15 protein-coding genes are annotated in these 17367 nt (G+C 69.0%); 7 read left to right on the top strand and 8 right to left on the bottom strand.

The features are described 5' to 3' along the window. Positions 1 to 127: 127 nt before the first annotated feature. The gene (metH, locus tag ACIBF8_RS19565) at positions 128 to 3628 is read left to right on the top strand and encodes a methionine synthase (RefSeq protein WP_396784599.1); all 3501 of its coding nucleotides are present in this window, start codon (positions 128 to 130) and stop codon (positions 3626 to 3628) included. A 57-nt stretch (positions 3629 to 3685) separates the two neighbouring features. Here metH and ACIBF8_RS19560 read toward each other — a convergent pair whose 3' ends face one another. From ACIBF8_RS19560 to ACIBF8_RS19545, 4 genes are all read right to left on the bottom strand, one after another. Next, on the bottom strand, positions 3686 to 4279 hold the full coding sequence (locus ACIBF8_RS19560; RefSeq protein ID WP_396784900.1) for a tyrosine-type recombinase/integrase: 594 nt from the start codon (positions 4277 to 4279) through the stop codon (positions 3686 to 3688). Positions 4280 to 4504: 225 nt separating this feature from the next. Beyond that, entirely contained in the window at positions 4505 to 5803 is a 1299-nt protein-coding gene (locus ACIBF8_RS19555) for an MFS transporter (protein ID WP_396784598.1), read from the bottom strand. A gap of 640 nt (positions 5804 to 6443) precedes the next feature. Further along, complete coding sequence (locus tag ACIBF8_RS19550; protein ID WP_396784597.1) at positions 6444 to 7475, bottom strand: ArsR/SmtB family transcription factor; 1032 nt, start codon at positions 7473 to 7475, stop codon at positions 6444 to 6446. Between the two features lie 114 nt (positions 7476 to 7589). Continuing rightward, entirely contained in the window at positions 7590 to 8033 is a 444-nt protein-coding gene (locus ACIBF8_RS19545; protein ID WP_396784595.1) for a peptidoglycan-binding protein, read from the bottom strand. Positions 8034 to 8460: 427 nt separating this feature from the next. Here ACIBF8_RS19545 and ACIBF8_RS19540 point away from each other — a divergent pair, with 427 nt between their 5' ends. Further along, on the top strand, positions 8461 to 8901 hold the full coding sequence (locus ACIBF8_RS19540) for a VOC family protein (RefSeq protein WP_396784593.1): 441 nt from the start codon (positions 8461 to 8463) through the stop codon (positions 8899 to 8901). Between the two features lie 14 nt (positions 8902 to 8915). Here the strand turns inward: ACIBF8_RS19540 and ACIBF8_RS19535 are convergent, their stop codons facing one another. Continuing rightward, a complete protein-coding gene (locus ACIBF8_RS19535; protein WP_396784591.1) occupies positions 8916 to 9440 on the bottom strand; it encodes an SDR family oxidoreductase in 525 nt (174 codons plus the stop codon). Positions 9441 to 9644: 204 nt separating this feature from the next. On the opposite strand from ACIBF8_RS19535, the gene ACIBF8_RS19530 reads away from it, so the two are divergent. After that, positions 9645 to 10523 carry a LysR family transcriptional regulator gene (locus ACIBF8_RS19530; protein WP_396784589.1) on the top strand — a complete coding sequence of 293 codons (879 nt, stop codon included), beginning with the start codon at positions 9645 to 9647 and terminating at the stop codon, positions 10521 to 10523. A gap of 8 nt (positions 10524 to 10531) precedes the next feature. On the opposite strand, the gene ACIBF8_RS19525 is transcribed toward ACIBF8_RS19530, so the two are convergent. After that, positions 10532 to 11449 (bottom strand): NAD-dependent epimerase/dehydratase family protein, encoded by a 918-nt coding sequence (locus ACIBF8_RS19525; protein WP_396784588.1) that lies wholly within the window; start codon positions 11447 to 11449, stop codon positions 10532 to 10534. Positions 11450 to 11545: 96 nt separating this feature from the next. Here ACIBF8_RS19525 and ACIBF8_RS19520 point away from each other — a divergent pair, with 96 nt between their 5' ends. The 3 genes from ACIBF8_RS19520 to ACIBF8_RS19510 all read left to right on the top strand — a co-directional run bounded on the left by ACIBF8_RS19520 (position 11546) and on the right by ACIBF8_RS19510 (position 13171). Next, complete coding sequence (locus ACIBF8_RS19520; protein WP_396784587.1) at positions 11546 to 11974, top strand: VOC family protein; 429 nt, start codon at positions 11546 to 11548, stop codon at positions 11972 to 11974. Positions 11975 to 12041: 67 nt separating this feature from the next. Beyond that, positions 12042 to 12197 carry a hypothetical protein gene (locus ACIBF8_RS19515; protein WP_396784586.1) on the top strand — a complete coding sequence of 52 codons (156 nt, stop codon included), beginning with the start codon at positions 12042 to 12044 and terminating at the stop codon, positions 12195 to 12197. Between the two features lie 29 nt (positions 12198 to 12226). Beyond that, positions 12227 to 13171 (top strand): acyltransferase domain-containing protein, encoded by a 945-nt coding sequence (locus ACIBF8_RS19510; RefSeq protein WP_396784585.1) that lies wholly within the window; start codon positions 12227 to 12229, stop codon positions 13169 to 13171. Here the strand turns inward: ACIBF8_RS19510 and ACIBF8_RS19505 are convergent. Beyond that, positions 13168 to 13566, bottom strand: a complete 399-nt coding sequence (locus tag ACIBF8_RS19505; RefSeq protein WP_396784583.1) for a nuclear transport factor 2 family protein — start codon at positions 13564 to 13566, stop codon at positions 13168 to 13170. The genes ACIBF8_RS19510 and ACIBF8_RS19505 overlap by 4 nt on opposite strands. Before the next feature lie 81 nt (positions 13567 to 13647). On the opposite strand from ACIBF8_RS19505, the gene ACIBF8_RS19500 reads away from it, so the two are divergent. Beyond that, positions 13648 to 14415: a helix-turn-helix domain-containing protein gene (locus ACIBF8_RS19500; protein ID WP_396784582.1), complete on the top strand. Its 768-nt coding sequence runs from the start codon at positions 13648 to 13650 to the stop codon at positions 14413 to 14415. 44 nt (positions 14416 to 14459) lie between these two features. Here the strand turns inward: ACIBF8_RS19500 and ACIBF8_RS19495 are convergent, their stop codons facing one another. After that, on the bottom strand, positions 14460 to 17291 hold the full coding sequence (locus ACIBF8_RS19495) for a PQQ-dependent sugar dehydrogenase (protein ID WP_396784580.1): 2832 nt from the start codon (positions 17289 to 17291) through the stop codon (positions 14460 to 14462). Positions 17292 to 17367: the final 76 nt, after the last annotated feature.

Genomic DNA, 17367 nt, shown 5'->3' with positions numbered 1-17367 from the left:
GTCCGGCAGCCGGTCATACCCGAACGAACCAGACAGGGTGATCCCGGTGACACAATAGGGGATCGCTCGAGGGCGGTCGTGGAGTGCGGCCTGATCGCATTAACCTGAACGGGTGCGGACTTCATTGATGGATGTGCTGGCAGACCGGATCCTCATCGCCGACGGCGCGATGGGCACGATGCTGCAGGCTGCGGACCTCACGCTCGACGACTTCGACGGGCTGGAGGGGTGCAACGAAATCCTCAATGTCACCCGTCCGGACGTGGTGCGCGGGGTGCACGACGCCTACCTGGCCGTCGGTGCCGACTGCGTGGAGACCAACACGTTCGGCGCCAACCTCGCCAACCTCGCCGAGTACGACATCCCGCACCGCATCCGCGAGCTGTCCGAGGCGGGCGCCCGGATCGCCCGGGAGGCGGCCGACGCGGCCAGCACCCCGGAGCGACCCCGGTTCGTGCTCGGCTCGATCGGGCCGGGCACCAAGCTGCCCACCCTCGGCCACACCGCCTACTCGACCCTGCGCGACGCGTACCAGGAGAACGCCGCGGGTCTGATCGTCGGCGGCGCGGACGCGTTGATCATCGAGACCTGCCAGGACCTGCTCCAGGTCAAGGCGGCCGTGGTCGGGTCGAAGCGGGCGATGGCCGAGCTGGGTCAGTCCGTGCCGATCATCTGCCACGTGGCCGTGGAGACCACCGGCACCATGCTGGTCGGCAGCGAGATCGGTGCGGCCCTCGCCGCGATCGAGCCGCTCGGCGTGGACCTCATCGGGCTCAACTGCTCGACCGGCCCCGCCGAGATGAGTGAGCACCTGCGTTACCTGTCACAGCACTCCCGCATCCCACTGTCGGTGATGCCGAATGCCGGCCTGCCGGTGTTGACCGCCGACGGGGCGTACTTCCCGCTGACTCCTGTGGAGCTGGCCGAGGCGCTGGAGCGGTTCATCACCGAGTACGGCGTGGGGCTGATCGGCGGCTGTTGCGGCACCACCCCGGAGCACATCCGGGTGCTGGCCGAACGGCTGCACGGCGCCACTGCCCCGGCCCGCGAGCCCCGGCACGAGGCGGGCGTCTCGTCGGTGTACCACCCGGTGCCGTTCGCCCAGGACGCGTCGGTGCTGATGGTGGGGGAGCGGACCAACGCCAACGGCTCGAAGGCGTTCCGCGAGGCGATGCTCGCCGGCGACTGGCGGGCCTGTGTGGAGATCGCCCGCAGTCAGGCGCGCGACGGCTCGCACCTGCTCGACCTGTGCGTGGACTACGTCGGCCGGGACGGCACGCAGGACATGCGGGAGCTGGCCGGCCGGTTCGCCACCGCGTCGACGCTGCCGATCATGCTGGACTCCACCGAGCCGGCGGTGATCGAGGCCGGGTTGGAGATGCTCGGCGGCCGCTGCGTGGTCAACTCGGTGAACTTCGAGGACGGCGATGGTCCCGACTCCCGGTACGCGCGGGTCATGCCGATCGTTCGTGAGCACGGCGCCGCGGTGGTGGCGCTGCTCATCGACGAGGAGGGGCAGGCGCGTACCCAGGAGTGGAAGGTGCGGGTCGCGGCGCGGTTGATCGACGACCTGACCGGCCGGTGGGGGATGGACCGTTCCGACATCCTGATCGACGCGCTGACCTTCCCGATCGCCACCGGGCAGGAGGAGACCCGCCGCGACGGCATCGAGACGATCGAGGCGATCCGGGAGATCGCCCGCCGTTACCCGGGCGTCAACTTCACCCTGGGCATCTCGAACATCTCCTTCGGGCTCAACCCGGCGGCCCGGCAGGTGCTCAACTCGGTGTTCCTGCACGAGTGCGTGCAGGCCGGCCTGTCGTCGGCGATCGTGCACGCCAGCAAGATCCTGCCGATGTCGAAGATCCCCGACGAGCAGCGCGAGGTCGCCCTGGACCTGGTCTACGACCGGCGCCGCGAGGGGTACGACCCGGTGCAGCGCTTCCTGGAGCTGTTCGAGGGCGTGGACGTGACCAGCGCCCGGGCCAGCCGGGCCCAGGAGTTGGCGGCGCTGCCGTTGGACGAGCGGCTCAAGCGGCGGATCATCGACGGTGAGCGCAACGGCCTGGAGGCCGACCTGGACGAGGCGATGGCCGGTGGCCGGTCCCCGTTGTCGATCATCAACGACATCCTGTTGGACGGCATGAAGGTGGTCGGTGAGCTGTTCGGCTCCGGCCAGATGCAGTTGCCGTTCGTGCTCCAGTCCGCCGAGGTGATGAAGACCGCGGTGGCCTACCTGGAGCCGCACATGGAGACCGCGGAGGACGGCGGCAAGGGCCGCATCGTGCTCGCCACCGTGCGCGGCGACGTGCACGACATCGGCAAGAACCTGGTCGACATCATCCTGTCCAACAACGGCTACGAGGTGGTGAACATCGGCATCAAGCAGCCGATCAGCGCCATCCTCGACGCCGCCGAGCAGCACCGCGCCGACGCGATCGGCATGTCCGGGCTGCTGGTGAAGAGCACGGTCATCATGAAGGAAAACCTGGCCGAGATGGCTACCCGCGGGGTCGCGGAGCGGTGGCCGGTCCTGCTGGGTGGTGCGGCGCTGACCCGCGCGTACGTCGAGGACGACCTGCGGTCGACGTTCCCCGGGCAGGTGCACTACGCGCGGGACGCGTTCGAGGGGCTGTCCCTGATGGACAAGGTGATGACCGCCAAGCGCGGCGGTGCCCCGGTGATCGACCCGGAGCGGGAGGCGGCTCTCGCGGCCCGGCGGGCCCGCCGGGAACGGCAGCGCTCGATGGTCACCACGTCGCTGCCGGAGCTGCACGACTCGTCGGTCCGCTCCGACGTAGCCGCGGACGTGGCGGTGCCCACCCCGCCGTTCTTCGGCACCCGGGTGATCAAGGGCGTGCCGATGGCCGACTACGCGGCGCTGCTCGACGAGCGGGCCACCTTCTCCGGCCAGTGGGGCCTGCGCGGCGCCCGGGGCGGTAACGGGCCCTCCTATGAGGAGCTGGTCGAGACCGAGGGCCGGCCCCGTCTGCGGTACTGGCTGGATCGGCTGATCGCCGACCAGGTCCTGGAGGCAGCCGTGGTGTACGGCTACTTCCCCGCGTACTCCGAAGGCAACGACCTGGTGGTGCTCGACGAGAACGGGCACGCGGAGCGCGCCCGGTTCTCCTTCCCCCGGCAGCGGCAGGAGCGGCGGCTCTGCCTGGCGGACTTCTTCAAGCCCCAGGGCGACCAGCTCGATGTGGTCGCGTTGCAACTGGTCACCGTCGGCCAGCCGGTCAGCGAGTACGCGGCGAAGCTGTTCGCCCGCAACGAGTACCGCGACTACCTGGAGGTGCACGGGCTCTCCGTGCAGCTCACCGAGGCCCTCGCCGAATACTGGCACCAGCGCATCCGCAACGAGATGACCCTGCCCGACGGTCGTCCGCTGGGGCACGACGACCCGGCGGACCTGGCCGGCATCCTGCGCAACGACTACCGGGGCTGCCGGTACGCGTTCGGCTACCCGGCCTGCCCCGATCTGGAGGACCGGGCGAAGATCATGGATCTGCTCGGCGCGGACCGGATCGGGGTCGAGCTGTCCGAGGAGTTCCAGCTCATGCCGGAGCAGGCCACCGACGCGATCGTGGTGCACCACCCGGAGGCCAGCTACTTCAACGCCAAGTAACGGGCGCAGGTGCCCTGACCTGCACCGGAGGCCGCCCGGAAGACCGCTGAACCATGATCATGCCGTCTCCAGGCCGTCAACGGATTCCGGGCCGTCCCCGGCGGCTTGGTCCTCGCCGAACGCGGTGTCGATGGCGCGCCGCGTTCGGTCCTCGCTGGTCGGCAGGAGATGCGTGTAGGTCCGCAGGGTGAACCCAGGGTCGGCGTGGCCCAGGTACGTCGACAGGGCCTTGACGCTCTCGCCGGCGTCCAGGAGGACCGAGGCGTAGGTGTGCCGCAGGACGTGCATGCCGTTGTGACGGTCGTCGGGGATGCCGGCGGCCCGGATGGCGCGCTTCCAGACTCCGGGGTTGAACTTCGAGCGGCTGAGCGGCAGGCCGTCGGCGGTGGTCAGGTAGAGCGTGACGGTCGTGGGGTCGCCGGTCAGGGTTCCCCAGGGCAGGGTGACCTCTATGGACGGGTACTGCTTGGCGTGGTCGCTCAGGCGGTGAGCTACTGAGGCGGGGAGGGGAACCTCCCGGGTCTTGCCGCCTTTGGGTGGGGCGAAGATGAGCGCGCCGCGCACGAGTTTGACCTGACGGACGACTCGGAGGGTTGGCCGGGTCGCGTCCAGGTCGCCAGGGCTCACGCCGAAAATCTCTCCCTGCCGCAGTCCACAGCAGTCACCGAGGACGACTGATGCAAGGACCCTGCAACTCGCCCGGGGGTGACTTACTGGGTGACGACCGGGACGGACGCCCGCGGACGGACAGGGATGCTGATGGACGGTTCCAGCAGTTCAACCCCGTGAACGGCAGGCCAAAGCCCCGTGTTGGGTGCCTGGGGGTCAAGGGGTCGCGGGTTGACATCCATAGGAGCATCGGGATGGCTAGCCCAGCTACGCGGGCTGCGTCGCGTACGGGCGCGTTTGTTCCGCCCACTGCACCACGTAAGGCGTCAACAGGCCCGCCATGACGAACACCCCGCCGAGCAGGAGCCAACCAGGGACTCCCCAGGCGATGCAGAAGAGTGCCAACACGGTGGGTGCGATCACGTTCGCCAGGCCGGCACCGAACCCGAACAGTCCCATGTACTGCCCTTGGGCGTGGGCGGGAGCGAGGCTGAATCGGAGTTCCAGCGAACCGGCCGTGTGCCACAGTTCACCGAATGTGTGGACGATGATGCCGACGACGATGCCTGTGAGCGCAAGCCATGAGGGAAGTCCTGCCGCTGCCGCCATCGCGGCCATGCCGACGAAGAACGCCACGCCCGCGCGCCGCAGGGCTTTCCCGGCGGTGGCCCTGTCATTGACCCCTCGGCTAGCCCTGACTTGGAGCAGGACCACTAGAGCGGTGTTGACCAGTGCTGCCCCGCCGATCAGCCACCGGGGTGCGTCGGTGTGCCCGACGATCCAGAGTGGCAGTGCGAAGAGAAGCACCTGGTGGTGGATCGACATGATGCCGTCGAGCACGGTGACGGCAACATACGCCCGGTCCTTCAATACCTCCCACGAGCTGGTCGTTTGCGGCGCGGGCACGGGCGGTAGCGACGGCAGCGCTGCAATGATGGCGGCACTGGCCACGAAACTGAGCGCATTACCCAGCACCAGGGCCAGGTAAGCCGGACGCGTGTCGTACTGCACGGCGAAGCCAGCAGCCACGGCGGCGCAGCTTCCGGCGAGATTCGCGACCGAGCGTAGGTAAGCGCGGTATCTGGTGAGGTCAGCACCGCCGATTCCGCGAACCAGCGGACCACGTGCCGCACCCCCCGCTGAGCGAGCGAGTTCCCCCATGCACAGCGCCACCAGAACCAACCAGAATGACTGCACGAATACCAGCGCCGCCATCGCTGTGCCCTGAATGACGAGCATCAAGAGATAGATTTCTCGTGGCCCTCGTCGGTCAGCGAGATGCCCGACCGGCACGCCAGCAAAAAGGCCAGCGGCGGCCGCGATGCCCATTCCGATACCGACTTGAGTCAATGGAAGTCCGACAACACGGGTGAAGAAGAGCGCGGCGCTGACCATAAAGACGCCGCTGCCGATCATGTTGACGAACGTTGCCAGAGCAAGAACCCGTTGCGAGCGCGTATCGGGAATCAGCCCCCGTCGGACCAGCGCCCATGGCTTTTGCTCTTGATCGTCGGCCGAGCCGCGTCCGGAAGCGTGACTGTTCTTTCTACCCCGTAGAGATTGCACAGACTTCGGATCCTTCCCGTTGATTAGCTCGGCGAATCTAGCGAGATTGCGGTGAGCTTGTAATCAGTCTGTCGACCGATACCGGGAGTCCTGAGCCCGTGCTAACTTTCTTAGCGTCGAGAGAAGGGTGTGGAGCCGTTCCAACGCCCGGGTCGCCGTTGTGGTACCCCCGCCATTCCGGGGCACACAGGGGGCACAAGACACCGTGAAACGACATCAAGTAGCGTTGAACGAGGGCAACCCGAGACGCCGTGCCAGCAGACGTCCCCCGCGTAGATCCCGCTGGTCGTAGGGCAGCGGCTCTAAGTTCCGCTTCAACTCAACGCGAAATCCTTGATGCCAGTCGCTGTGGCGGACACGCTTCCGATCAAGCCCGACACTGTGGCGATCTTGGCGCTGGGGGTGGCCCACGTACCGCGATGACCTTCAGGCCGCGGGCCGAGAGCCCGGGGATGATGAGGTCGACTCATCAAGCGGTCGCCGGTAGATGGAGTCGGCACGCAGTTGTGCGGGGCGCCTACGCGGCATTGCCCTTTCGTGGAGTCGACATGCCGGTCATCGTTGCACATTCGGGATTGGCCCGCCCGCCGGACGACTACGGGCCTGAGCCGCACCTCAGGTCGGCTGGAAGGCGCGGATCTCATTGCCGCGCGTGGCGTACAGCTGCGGCGTTGGCCCCCACCGCGGTCATGCCGTCGCCTTCCAGCAGCGCCGTGCCGAGCGCGGTTGTGGTGTGGATGACCATGCCACCACGTCGAACGCTGGTGATGACGTTGTTCTGACGTAGCACCGCCAGGTGCTTGCTTGCCGCCGGCACGGAGATGCCGGCGATCCGGGCTATCTCGGAGGTGTTGCGGCCCGCCGCGAGTTCGAGGATGCGGCTGCGGGTGGCGCCGATCAGCGCCGCCAGAGGGGAGTGACCGGCGTCCGCGAGGACCCGGATGCCGGGGTCGACCGGATAGACCAGCACCGGCGGCAGGTCGAAGTCGGCGAGCACCATCAGCTGCCGGGCTTCCTTGAAGTACGACGGGATCAGCGTCAGCCCACGTCCATCGAGGTGCAGGTCGCTGTCGCCGGCCACGCCCCATTGCGCGATGACCAGACTGCCGTCGGCGTACCTTGCCTGCGGGTGTAGGCCGTCGAGCACCTGCGCCCACCCTCCGGCGACCAGGTGCCGCACGCGGTGTTGCAGGTCGGCCTGGACTGCGGCGGACACCTGCGCCCACATAGGTGCCAGCACCACGTCGCGGTAGGCCCGGATGGCGGTCCCGAGGGCCGCCAGCGCCGCCGGTTGGCCTCGGGCGAGACCGTCGACGTCGGCGCGGATGTCCCGGTTGGACGCGGCGAGGAGACCGATCTCCTGGTGCAGCCGCGCACGGGGGGTGGACAGGATGGCGTCGACACCGGAGTCGAACCCGTGGTCCGGGGGCGTCAGGAAGTCGGGGAAGTAGCCTCGCGGCGGGCTGAGAGCGATGATCGGGTTCGTCTTCGCTCTCAGCCCGGCGGACGGGTGTAGCTGTTGCCGCGCGGACCGCTTCCACGAGTCGAGAAGTGGATGGGAGTCGCGCAGACGCAGCTGGTGGATGCTGAGTGCCGTCTCCCAGAACCAGTCGACTCCGGGCGCGAAATGAATACGCGCCAGGTCTTCGCTCGAGAAGTGGATGCGCAACACACGGCGATGATCGGGGTGGCTGCGGGCCACTGGCAAGACCCAGACGGTGGCGGTGATGGCCCAGCCGTACCGACACCCGGCGCTGTGCTCGCCAGCTCAATGACGCGGCGGCGGTCAGTGGATCGCGCGGCAGCCTTCCCCGGACGGCAGCGGCCAGTAGAACGCGTCCCGGGTGAGCGGGCCGTAGATGCCGTCCGTATCTGTCTCCCGGATCGCCTGCGCCACGATGAGCAGGTCCTTGGTCTTCTGGCCGAAGTCGCCGTCCACGACAATCGGGGCGAAGTTCTGCGGCCGGTTACACCGGTTGATCGCATCTTGGAGCACACTGACGCCCGTGTTGTTGTAGTCGCCCAGGCGTAGGTTGCAGCTGGTCGACCCGGTGGACGACACGGCGGGAATCCACACCAGCTCGTTGTACGGGGCCGTCGCCACTTTCCGTTTGCCGTAACAGGTGGGGTAGGCGGCCGCGGCCGGGCCCGCCGACGTCAGCATCGCCCCGGCCAGAACCGTGCCAGCGACTGCCACGCTGGCGAGGCGCCGCGCAAACGCAGAGATCATCCGTGTTTCTCCTTGTGGTCAGGGCCGATCAGATCGTCGACCGAACGCGCACGACGCTACTGACGGGACCGGGACCGACCAACGCTGTTAACTCCTGCGGAACAGGCGCTGGTCAGGTCGCCTCGCAGGCAGCCTGGCACGCTGTGCGGATGCGACAGGTCACCGTGCTCGGCAATTGCGGCGCCTTCCCCGAGCCAGGCCGTGCCGGCGGCCGCGGTGGCCGCCGCGCGGGTTGAGTTACCGCAACCACACCTCACTCGGCGGCAAACCACCCATCAGCCGCGTCAACAACCCTGCTGGTCACTACAGCTAGCGGGCCTGCCACCCGACGAGGTGGTGCGCTCTGGATGTCGAGAGCGGCCGGGTGGCTCCGTCCTCGGGGGGAGGATGCGGTCACCGTGACCGCACCAGAGCAGGGAGATCCAGCATGGCGATCCAGCGGATGGACAACGTCCTCATCGTTGTCGAGGACCTTGACGCGGTCATCGCGTTCTTCGTCGAACTCGGCATGGAGGTGGAAGGGCGAGGGCCGGTCGAGGGGCGGTGGGTGGAGCGTGTCATCGGGATCGACGACGTCCGACAGGAGGTCGCGATGCTGCGGACCCCGGATGGCCACGGCAAGGTCGAGCTGGCGATGTTCCACCGACCGGCGGCGATCCGCGCGGAACCGAAGGACGCGCCGGCGAACACGCTCGGCATTCGGCGCATCATGTTCGCCGTCGACGACATCGACGACGTGATCGCCCGGCTGCGCGGCCACGGCGCCGAACTCGTCGGTGAGGTGGAGCGGTACGAGGACATCTTCCGGCTCTGCTACGTCCGCGGCCCCGAGGGCATTATCGTCGGACTGGCCGAACACCTCCGCTGACGGGTGCGGCGGGCTCAGGCGATCAGGGTGCCACCGTCGACGGTCACCACCGTGCCGGTGGCATAGGTCGCCTGGAGGAGGTAGGCGAACGCCTCGGCGACCTCCTCGGGCTCGCCCACCCGACCGAGCGGGAGCGACTCGCTGAGCTGGGCGTACATCTGCTCTCGGGTCTGCTCTGGCAGCGAGTCCCAGAGCGGGGAGCGGATCACGCCGGCGGAGACGGCGTTGACCCGGAGCGGGGCGAGTTCGACGGCGAGGGCGCGGACCAGTGCGTCAATCGCCCCGGTGATGCTGGCTGCCACCGACCAGCCGGCGCTGGGCCGGTGGTTGGCGGTGCCGGTGGTGAGGGTGATCGACCCGCCGGGGCGCAGGTGCGGGAGCGCCGCGTTGACCGCCGACAGGGAGCCGAAGTAGCGCAGGTCGAAGGCGGTCCGGGCGGCGGAGAGGTCGAGGGCGTCGACGGACATCAGTGCGAGCGGTTCACCGGCGGTGTAGACGAGGTGGTCGAATGATCCAAGATCGTGGAACAGCCGGGACACGGCGCCCGGGTCGGTGAGGTTGGCGACAGTACGACGACGCGCTTGTCGGTGAGGGTCATGATCGTGTCCTTCTGGATCGGGTGGTGGAGACGGTTACCACCGTGCTCCGCCGGGCACGCCCGCGTCCAAGACCTCTTTCAGCTGCTGTGATACCTCCAAGGTATCGTTTAAAGGTCGGGCGCGTGCGACTTCAACGGGGGGCGTATGGACGTCGATCTGCGCAAGCTCCGCTACTTCGTGGCGGTCGCGGAGGAGTTGCACTTCGGCCGGGCCGCCGCGCGCCTGCACATCGCCCAGCCGGTCCTGTCGCGCCAGATCCGGGCCTTCGAGCACGAACTCCGCGCCGAGCTGTTCGTCCGGGACCGCCGCTCCACCGTGCTGACCGAGGCCGGCCGCCAGCTGCTCACCGACGCCCGTCCGCTGCTCGCCTCGGCTGAGGCTCTGCGGCGGCGGGTGCAACGGGCCGCCCACGGCAGGGCGACGTTCACCATCGCGTTCATGCCCGGCGTGCTGGTCACCGCCGAGGCCCGCGCCATCGCCGAACGGCACCCCGATTTGGCCGTCAACGTCGTCCGTACGTCCTGGGACGACCAGGCCGACATTGTCCGCGAGGGGCGGGCGGACGTCAGCTACGTGCGGCTCCCGGTGGACCAGCGCGGTCTGCGCCTGCACCGGCTGTTCACCGAACCCCGCGTCGTGGTCCTGGACAGCGAACACCGCCTGGCCGGCAAGGAGGCGCTCGACATCGCTGAACTGGCCGAGGAACGGCTGCTCCAGGCCCCGGACGCGGTGCCCGAATGGCGGGATCTGCCGAACCGGCCCGCCGACCCCGATCCCCGCCCTCGGCCCGCGCTGAACTCCGTCGAGGAAAAGCTGGAGCACGTCGCCGCGGGCGCCGGGATGGTGATCCTGCCCCTGTCGACCGCGACGTTCTACACGAGGCCGGACGTCGTTCACGTGCCCGTCGCCGACCTCGCGGCCAACCAGGTGTGCCTGGCCTGGGCGGAGGGTAACGGATCACCGCTGGTGCACGAGTTCGTGGACATCGCCACGCGGCAGGCTGGGTCGACGAACCCCGGCTGACGAGGACATCACGTGGCGCTGTTGGGGAAGGTCTCGCGCAGCGCCGGGTCCAGGGAGCGACCACTCGTCGGTTCGATGAACAAATCGGCGAGCAGAAGGTCGGCAAGGTAGCTGGGGTTGACGCCCGACTCCTTGCGGCCGAGGGTCTGCGCCGCGCCGCCGAGTCGCAGCGCGGCCCGCGCCACCCCGGCCGGCAGGCGGCTGACCCGCCGGGGTCGGCCCACCGCCTCGGCGATGCGCGCGATCATGTCGTGCCAGCTGAGGTTCTCGTCGGCGACCGGGATGTCCGCGCCGCTGGCCTGCTCCAGGGCGTCGACCGCGACCTCGGCCACGCTGCGCGCGGAGGCCGCGGCGCTCCCGCCGGTCGGGGCGACCAAGGGTGTACGCGAGCGCGCCCACCGGTCCAGCGGTCCGGCCCAGTTGGGCAGCCGATCGCCGGCTCGACCGAAGACGAAGGGCAGTTCGAGGACGGCGACCGGCAGGTCCGGACCGGCGGCAGCCCGTCCTTCCCGGGCCTGCTCCAGGCGACACCGGATGTACGTGTGCCGCTCGGCCAGGCGCCACTGCGGGTGGAGCCGGTCGAAGTAGGTGTAGTAGGAGCCCATCACGACAGCCCGGGTGAGACCTTCGAGGCGGGCGGCGGTGAACAGGCGTATCACCGGTTCGACGTTGTCCCGGCGAAACTCGGGATAGATCGGTTTGGGCAGCGGCCGCTGCTCGTCGGTCCGGGTGGCGTACACGACGCCGTCGTGACCGGCGAGCAACGGCCGCAGTTCGTCGATCGAGGCGGACCCGACATCGAGCAGGTGGTCCACGCCCGGCTGGGCGGTACGCGCCACCGTGGTCGCGGCGTGCCCACGGTCCTTCAGGACGTCCACGACGTGAGCGCCGATCAGGCCGCTGCCACCCACCACAAGAATTCGCACGGTGCATCGTCCACTCTGGAACGGCCTCTTTGTCAAGCCGCTGACGCTGTGACTGCGGCGTGGTGCGACCAGAATGGCGCCCGGAGGTGATCGAACGTGGTTGACCAGGAGAGCGTGCCCAAGCTGTGTTCGGTGGTGCTCGACTGCACCGACGCCAGGGCACTGGCGGAGTTCTATCGACAGCTTCTGGGCTTCGTCTACCGGCCGGGTGACGAGCCGCCGGCGGCCGGCCAGGCTGACGAACGTGGCCGTGACTGGCTGGTGTTGCGGTCGCCCGCCGGCGGGACCCAGATCGCGTTTCAGCGGGTGGAGCATCTGCCGGAGGCGACGTGGCCGACGAATGTCGTGCCCCAGCAGCTGCACCTGGACCTGACCGTGGAGTCCGTCGAGGAGTTGCTGGTCCAGCACGAGCGCGTGCTGCGCCTCGGCGGCCGGCTGTTGTACGACCGCATCGGCGACCCCGACGAGCCGTTACGGGTGTACGCCGATCTGGCCGGGCATCCGTTCTGCGTCTTCGTCGGCTGACCGCTGACCGGAGCAGGACCAGACGCGCCGGCCGCACCTGCGCGCGCTGTTACAGGTGGAGGCGCCGGTGCCGCTCGGCGATCTACCGCCGACGCCCGGCGGGCCGGACGACGACGTCGCCACCGCGGCGCGCCGGGCCGTGGTGGTGCTGGCCCGGGAACTCAACGACCTCCTCGCGCCGATGATCGGGCAGCTCGACGCCGGAGTTCCCGCGGACTCCTGAGACGCCCACCGGCCGGTAGGGTCGTCGACGTGGATCTGGACGACATCGCCGCCCGGCTCGGGGTGCCCGTCGAGGACGTCGACCGCGTACACCGGCTCGCCGGGGACGGGCCGTCGGCGCCACTGCCGGCCAAGGCCGACGCACCCGCGCTCCTCGACCGGCTCGCCGTACGGCCGGACGACGCCGCCGAGATCATGGCGGGCTGGCCGGATCCCGGCTCTCCGCTGTGGACACCCGAGCTGCGCTGGCTGCTCGACCGCTCGATCGCACTGGTCCGCGCCGATCTCGCGGGCTACGACTGGCTGCCGCCCGGCCCGGAGCTGCCACGCGACCGAGGGCCGGCCTGGCGGCATCTCTACGTGTACGCCTACCTGGCCATGGTCGACGTCGTCCGGGCGTACCACCGCGACCACGGCATCCCCGATGCTGTGTCCTGGGTGACCCTCGCCGACCTGGGTCGCAACCTCGCGGTCGACCGGCGGATGCGCGGCGAGGGCTGGCCGATCATGCAGAGCTGGCTGACCCTGCACGCCCGCGGCAGCGTCTACGAGCTGGGCCGGCTTCAGCACCAGCGCGGCGACGGCGCGATCGGCCTGCACGTCCCGGAGTCGGGGCCGTTGACCCCGGAGGCGATCGAGGCATCGCTCGACGAGGCCCGCGCGTTCTTCCCCCGGCACTTCCCCGACGAGCACTACACCGCGTTCTCCTGCGGCTCGTGGCTGCTCGACCCGCAGCTGCGCGACTACCTTCCCGAGGACTCCAACATCGTGCGGTTCCAACGCCGGTTCGAGCTGGAGCCCTACCAGGAGTCGGCGGGGCCGGACGCCGACATCGAGGTGCTGCGGTTCGGGTTTCGCACCCTGTCCACGCCGCTCGACGAGCTGCCGCGCCGCACCGTGCTCCAGCGCGCGATCATCGACCACCTGAAGTCCGGCGGCCACTGGCACTGGCGTCACGGCCGGTTCCCGATCTAGCCGTGCGCGCCGACCGCTGAATCCCACCACGCCCCATTGGCGGCTGCCTGGGTGGCCGGTTCGATGATCTCCCACACCTCCGCGATGAGCCCGTCGGCGATTCGCAGGACGTCGACGACCACGATCTCCGGCCCCGCAGTGGGTAGTCGGCGTCGCGAGTGCACCACGACGTGATCACCGTCGGCCAGGAGGTGCAGGATGTCGACCTGCATGCCGGCGGTCGGGCCCAGCGCGGCGCGGACCGCCGCGAGCCACTGCGCCTTGGTCGAGGTCGTCGAATCCGACCGGTGGTGGGTGAAGTCCTCGCTGAGGTACGACGCGAGCGTGTCGACGTCGCCCGTGTCGACCAGCCCCGCCAGGGCCTGCCCGACGATGGTCTTGTTCTCGGTGCTCATGGGCGCCAGTGTTTCCCCGGCCCCGGGTCGTTGTCGATGACATCACACTTCATGGCGTCCCGAGCGACGATGAGTAGGCTCATGATCGTGTATGCGGTCGGGGCGCTCCTACGGCAGTGGCGCAAGCGTCGAGGGCTCAGCCAACTCGACCTGGCGATCGCCGCGGATGTCTCGGCCCGGCACGTCAGCCTGGTCGAGACCGGCAAGTCCACGCCGAGCGCCGACATGATCCTTCGGCTGGCCGAGCAACTCCACGTGCCGCTGCGTGATCGCAACCAGCTGCTGCTCGCCGCCGGCTTCGCACCCCGGTACGCGCAGCGCCCGCTCGATGACGCCGCCCTGTCGGGTGCCCTCGACGCGGTCCGCAGGGTGCTCCAGGCGCACGAGCCGTATCCGGCGCTGGTCTTCGACCGTCGGTGGAACATCGTGCTGACCAACCGCGCGGTCGACCCGTTCTTCGCGTACGCGGCGCCCGACCTGTTGCGGCCACCGGTGAACCTGGTTCGGCTGGGCCTGGACCCGCGCGGGCTCGCCCCCCTGGTCGTCAACCTGGCGGACGTGCGGGCGGTGTTCCGCAGCCGGATCTCGCGGCAGCTCGCCGCCGCTCCCGACGCGGAACTCGCGGCGCTCTACGACGACCTGCTGAAACCGATGGCCGATGACCCGACAAACCAACGGGTCGACGCCGACGTGGTGATCCCGATGATCCTGCGGGTCGGTGGACGCGAACTGCGGCTGTTCTCGACCATCACCACGTTCGGCACCCCGATGGACATCACCATCGAGGAGATCGCGGTGGAGTCCTACTACCCGGCGGACCCGCAGAGCGCCGCCTACTTCACCGGGTAGGGCCCGGCCTGGTCACCATCAAGGCCGGGCCCATCACCCGCTCGTCAGCTGGTGCTCAGGGTGAACCTCTCCCAGGATCCGACCGACGTACGGTTGGCGATCAGTGCCCCCGCACCGGCGTTCTCGGCCGCCACGATCTGGTTGTTGGCCAACGCCCGCAGACCGACCGTCCCGTCGGAGTTGTTGATGATCTGGAACGTCTCCCACTGTCCGATCGTGGTGCGGTTCGCGATCAACGGATTGGCGCCGGCGTTGTCGGCGCAGACGTACAGTCCGTTGGCGCGGGACCGGAGGGCGATGTTGCCGTTGCCGGCGTCGACCCGGTCGAACTGCTCGGTGGCGCCGACGCTGGCCTTGTTGGCGATCAGCGCGCTGGTGCCGACCGCGGACACGTACTGGTTGTTGATCTGTGCTCGGAGGGTGGTTACCGGAGTGCCGCTGCTGGTGCCGGTGGTGAAGGTGAACGCGTCGACGTCGAACAGGTTGCCGGACCCACCCTTGAACACCAGGTACAGCGTGGTCGTCGAGGTGGGCGGGTTGCTGATGGCGGTGGAGACGTCGACGAAGGTCTCCCAGTTGCCGGTCACCGGCACGGTGGCGGTGCCGAGCAGGCTGCCGGTGGCCGACCCGGTGCGAACCTCGATGGTGCCGCCGGCCCCGGCCGAGGAGACCCGGGCGGTGAACCGGTTCACGTTGGACAGGTTGTACGGCTGGTACGAGATCCAGTCGTTGTTCTCGATGAACCCGGCCGTGCGGCCACCCTCGGCGTTGGTGTGGTCGGTGACCTGGACACCGGACGTGGCGCTGAAATGCTCACCCTGGCGGTGCTTCGGTTGCAGCGTCCTGATGCTGTGCGTGGTGAGCCCACCGTTGTCGGTGTAGGCGGCGTCGAAGACCCCGTAGATGTTGGCCGCCGAGTCGTGCTCCCCGTCGGTCGGCACGGTGATCGAGCCGCTGCACCCGGTCTTCGAGGTGATCTGGTGAGCGTGACTGTCGTGGCCCAGCGCGTAGGTCAGGCTCACCTTCGCGCAGTCGATCGTGCCGTCCTGCGGGTCGCTCACCGAGATGGTGTACGGCACTGTGTCACCGAAGGTGAAGAGCCGCCCGTCGGCGGGCGAGGTGAGCGTCACCGTCGGGGCCGTGTTGCCGACGGTGACGACCAGGCTCGCCGTGCCGGACAACCCGGCCGGGTCGGTGACCTTCAACGTGGGCGAGTACGTGCCGTTCGTGGTGTACGTCTTGGTGGGGTTGGCGGCCGTCGACGTCGTGCCGTCGCCGAAGGTCCACAGGTAGCTCAGTGCGCCACCCTCCGGGTCGGAGCTGCCGGCCGACGAGAAGTTGACCGTCAGCGGGTTGGCCCCCGAGGTCGGGTTCGCTGAGGCCACCGCGATGGGGCTGCGGTTGCCGCCGCCGATGTACTCGATCCGGAACAGTGCCTGGTTGTTCGAGCCGGTGCCGTAGTCCAGCACGTACAGTGCGCCGTCCGGGCCGAAGGCCATGTCCATGACCTGGGTGCCGCTCCACGGGAAGTTGGAGATCTCCCCACGCGAGCCGTCGGAGTTGACCGCGATCGCCTTGATCCAGCGGCGGCCGTACTCGCCGGCGAAGAACTGGCCGTTGAGCGACTGCGGGAACTTGATGCTGGAGTTGAGCGAGGCGTCGTACCGGTAGACCGGGCCGCCCATCGGGGATTCCGAGCCGCTGCCGAACTCCGGCGGTGACCCGGAGTCGCCGGCGTACTTGATCCAGGCCGGCTTCGCTGCCGGCAGCGTGGTGAGCCCGGTGTTGCGGAACGAGTTGTTCGTCGGCCCGCCCGTGCAGTTGTACTTGGACTGCGACGGCCCGGACGGGAAGGTGTATTCATTGTATGTTTCGGCACTCGTGTTGGTGCCGGTGCAGTACGGCCAGCCGTAGTTGCCGGGCGCCGTGATGCGGTTGAACTCCACCTGACCCTGGGGGCCACGACTGGAGTTGGTGCTCCCCGCGTCCGGGCCGTAGTCGCCGAGGTAGACGACGCCGGTCGCCTTGTCGACGCTCATCCGGAACGGGTTGCGCAGACCCATCGCGTAGATCTCCGGACGGGTGTTGGCCGTGCCGGGCGCGAACAGGTTGCCCGACGGGATCGTGTACGTGCCGTCCGCCTGCGGCTTGATCCGCAGCACCTTGCCCCGCAGGTCGTTGGTGTTGCCCGCCGAACGCTGGGCGTCGAACTGCGGGTTGCGGTTGGTCCGCTCGTCCAGCGGCGCGTACCCGGACGACTCGAACGGGTTGGTGTCGTCACCGGTGGTCAGGTACAGGTTGCCGGCGGCGTCGAAGTCCAGGTCACCGCCGACGTGGCAGCACTGTCCACGGTCGTTGGCGACCTGGAGCACGATCTTCTCGCTGCCGAGGTTGAGCGTGTCGTCGGAGTTGAGGGTGAACCGGGACAGCCGCAGGTGCCCCTTCCACCGGTCCCAGTCGGACTGTGAGCCGGTGGTCGGGGCGTCCCCGGACGGGGTGCTCAACGTGGGCGAGTAGTACAGGTAGATCCACCGGTTGGTGGCGAAGTTGGGGTCGACGGCGACGCCCTGCAACCCCTCCTCGTCGTGCGTGTAGACGGACAGGGTGCCGGAAACCTTGGTGTTGCCGGCCACGTCGGTCACCCGAAGGACGCCGTTGCGGGCGGTGTGCAGCACCGAGCGGTTGGGCAGGACGGCCAGGGACATGGCCTCACCCAGCTCGGCCGACCCGGTGGCGAGTTTGACCTGTTGATAGTCGGAGGCGGGAATCACCGCAGCCTGGGCGGTGGACGGTGCAGCCACAGCGAGGGCCGCGCTCGCGACGGTGAGGACCGCCGCGAAGAGCGCCCGGGGCCAGCGCCGGGGGTACGAGAGCATGATCGTCCTTTCTCGACGACCGGGGGACGGGCGCGCGGGGGCGCACCACGACCAGGTGGTGGTGGTGGAGAACGAG

Origin of the sequence: Micromonospora sp. NPDC050276, from assembly GCF_044459545.1 — a bacterium.
In the GTDB taxonomy this organism is placed as follows: Bacteria; Actinomycetota; Actinomycetes; order Mycobacteriales; family Micromonosporaceae; genus Micromonospora.
Note: the sequence above shows the minus strand (reverse complement) of the source record. Positions and strands in the feature narration are given on the sequence as shown.

Coding starts and splice junctions, on each gene's coding strand:
- metH (WP_396784599.1), top strand. CDS start 128: ATGGATGTGCTGGCAGACCGGATCCTCATCGCCGACGGCGCGATGGGC.
- ACIBF8_RS19545 (WP_396784595.1), bottom strand. CDS start 8,033: ATGATCTCTGCGTTTGCGCGGCGCCTCGCCAGCGTGGCAGTCGCTGGC.
- ACIBF8_RS19540 (WP_396784593.1), top strand. CDS start 8,461: ATGGCGATCCAGCGGATGGACAACGTCCTCATCGTTGTCGAGGACCTT.
- ACIBF8_RS19530 (WP_396784589.1), top strand. CDS start 9,645: ATGGACGTCGATCTGCGCAAGCTCCGCTACTTCGTGGCGGTCGCGGAG.
- ACIBF8_RS19505 (WP_396784583.1), bottom strand. CDS start 13,566: ATGAGCACCGAGAACAAGACCATCGTCGGGCAGGCCCTGGCGGGGCTG.
- ACIBF8_RS19500 (WP_396784582.1), top strand. CDS start 13,648: ATGATCGTGTATGCGGTCGGGGCGCTCCTACGGCAGTGGCGCAAGCGT.
- ACIBF8_RS19495 (WP_396784580.1), bottom strand. CDS start 17,291: ATGCTCTCGTACCCCCGGCGCTGGCCCCGGGCGCTCTTCGCGGCGGTC.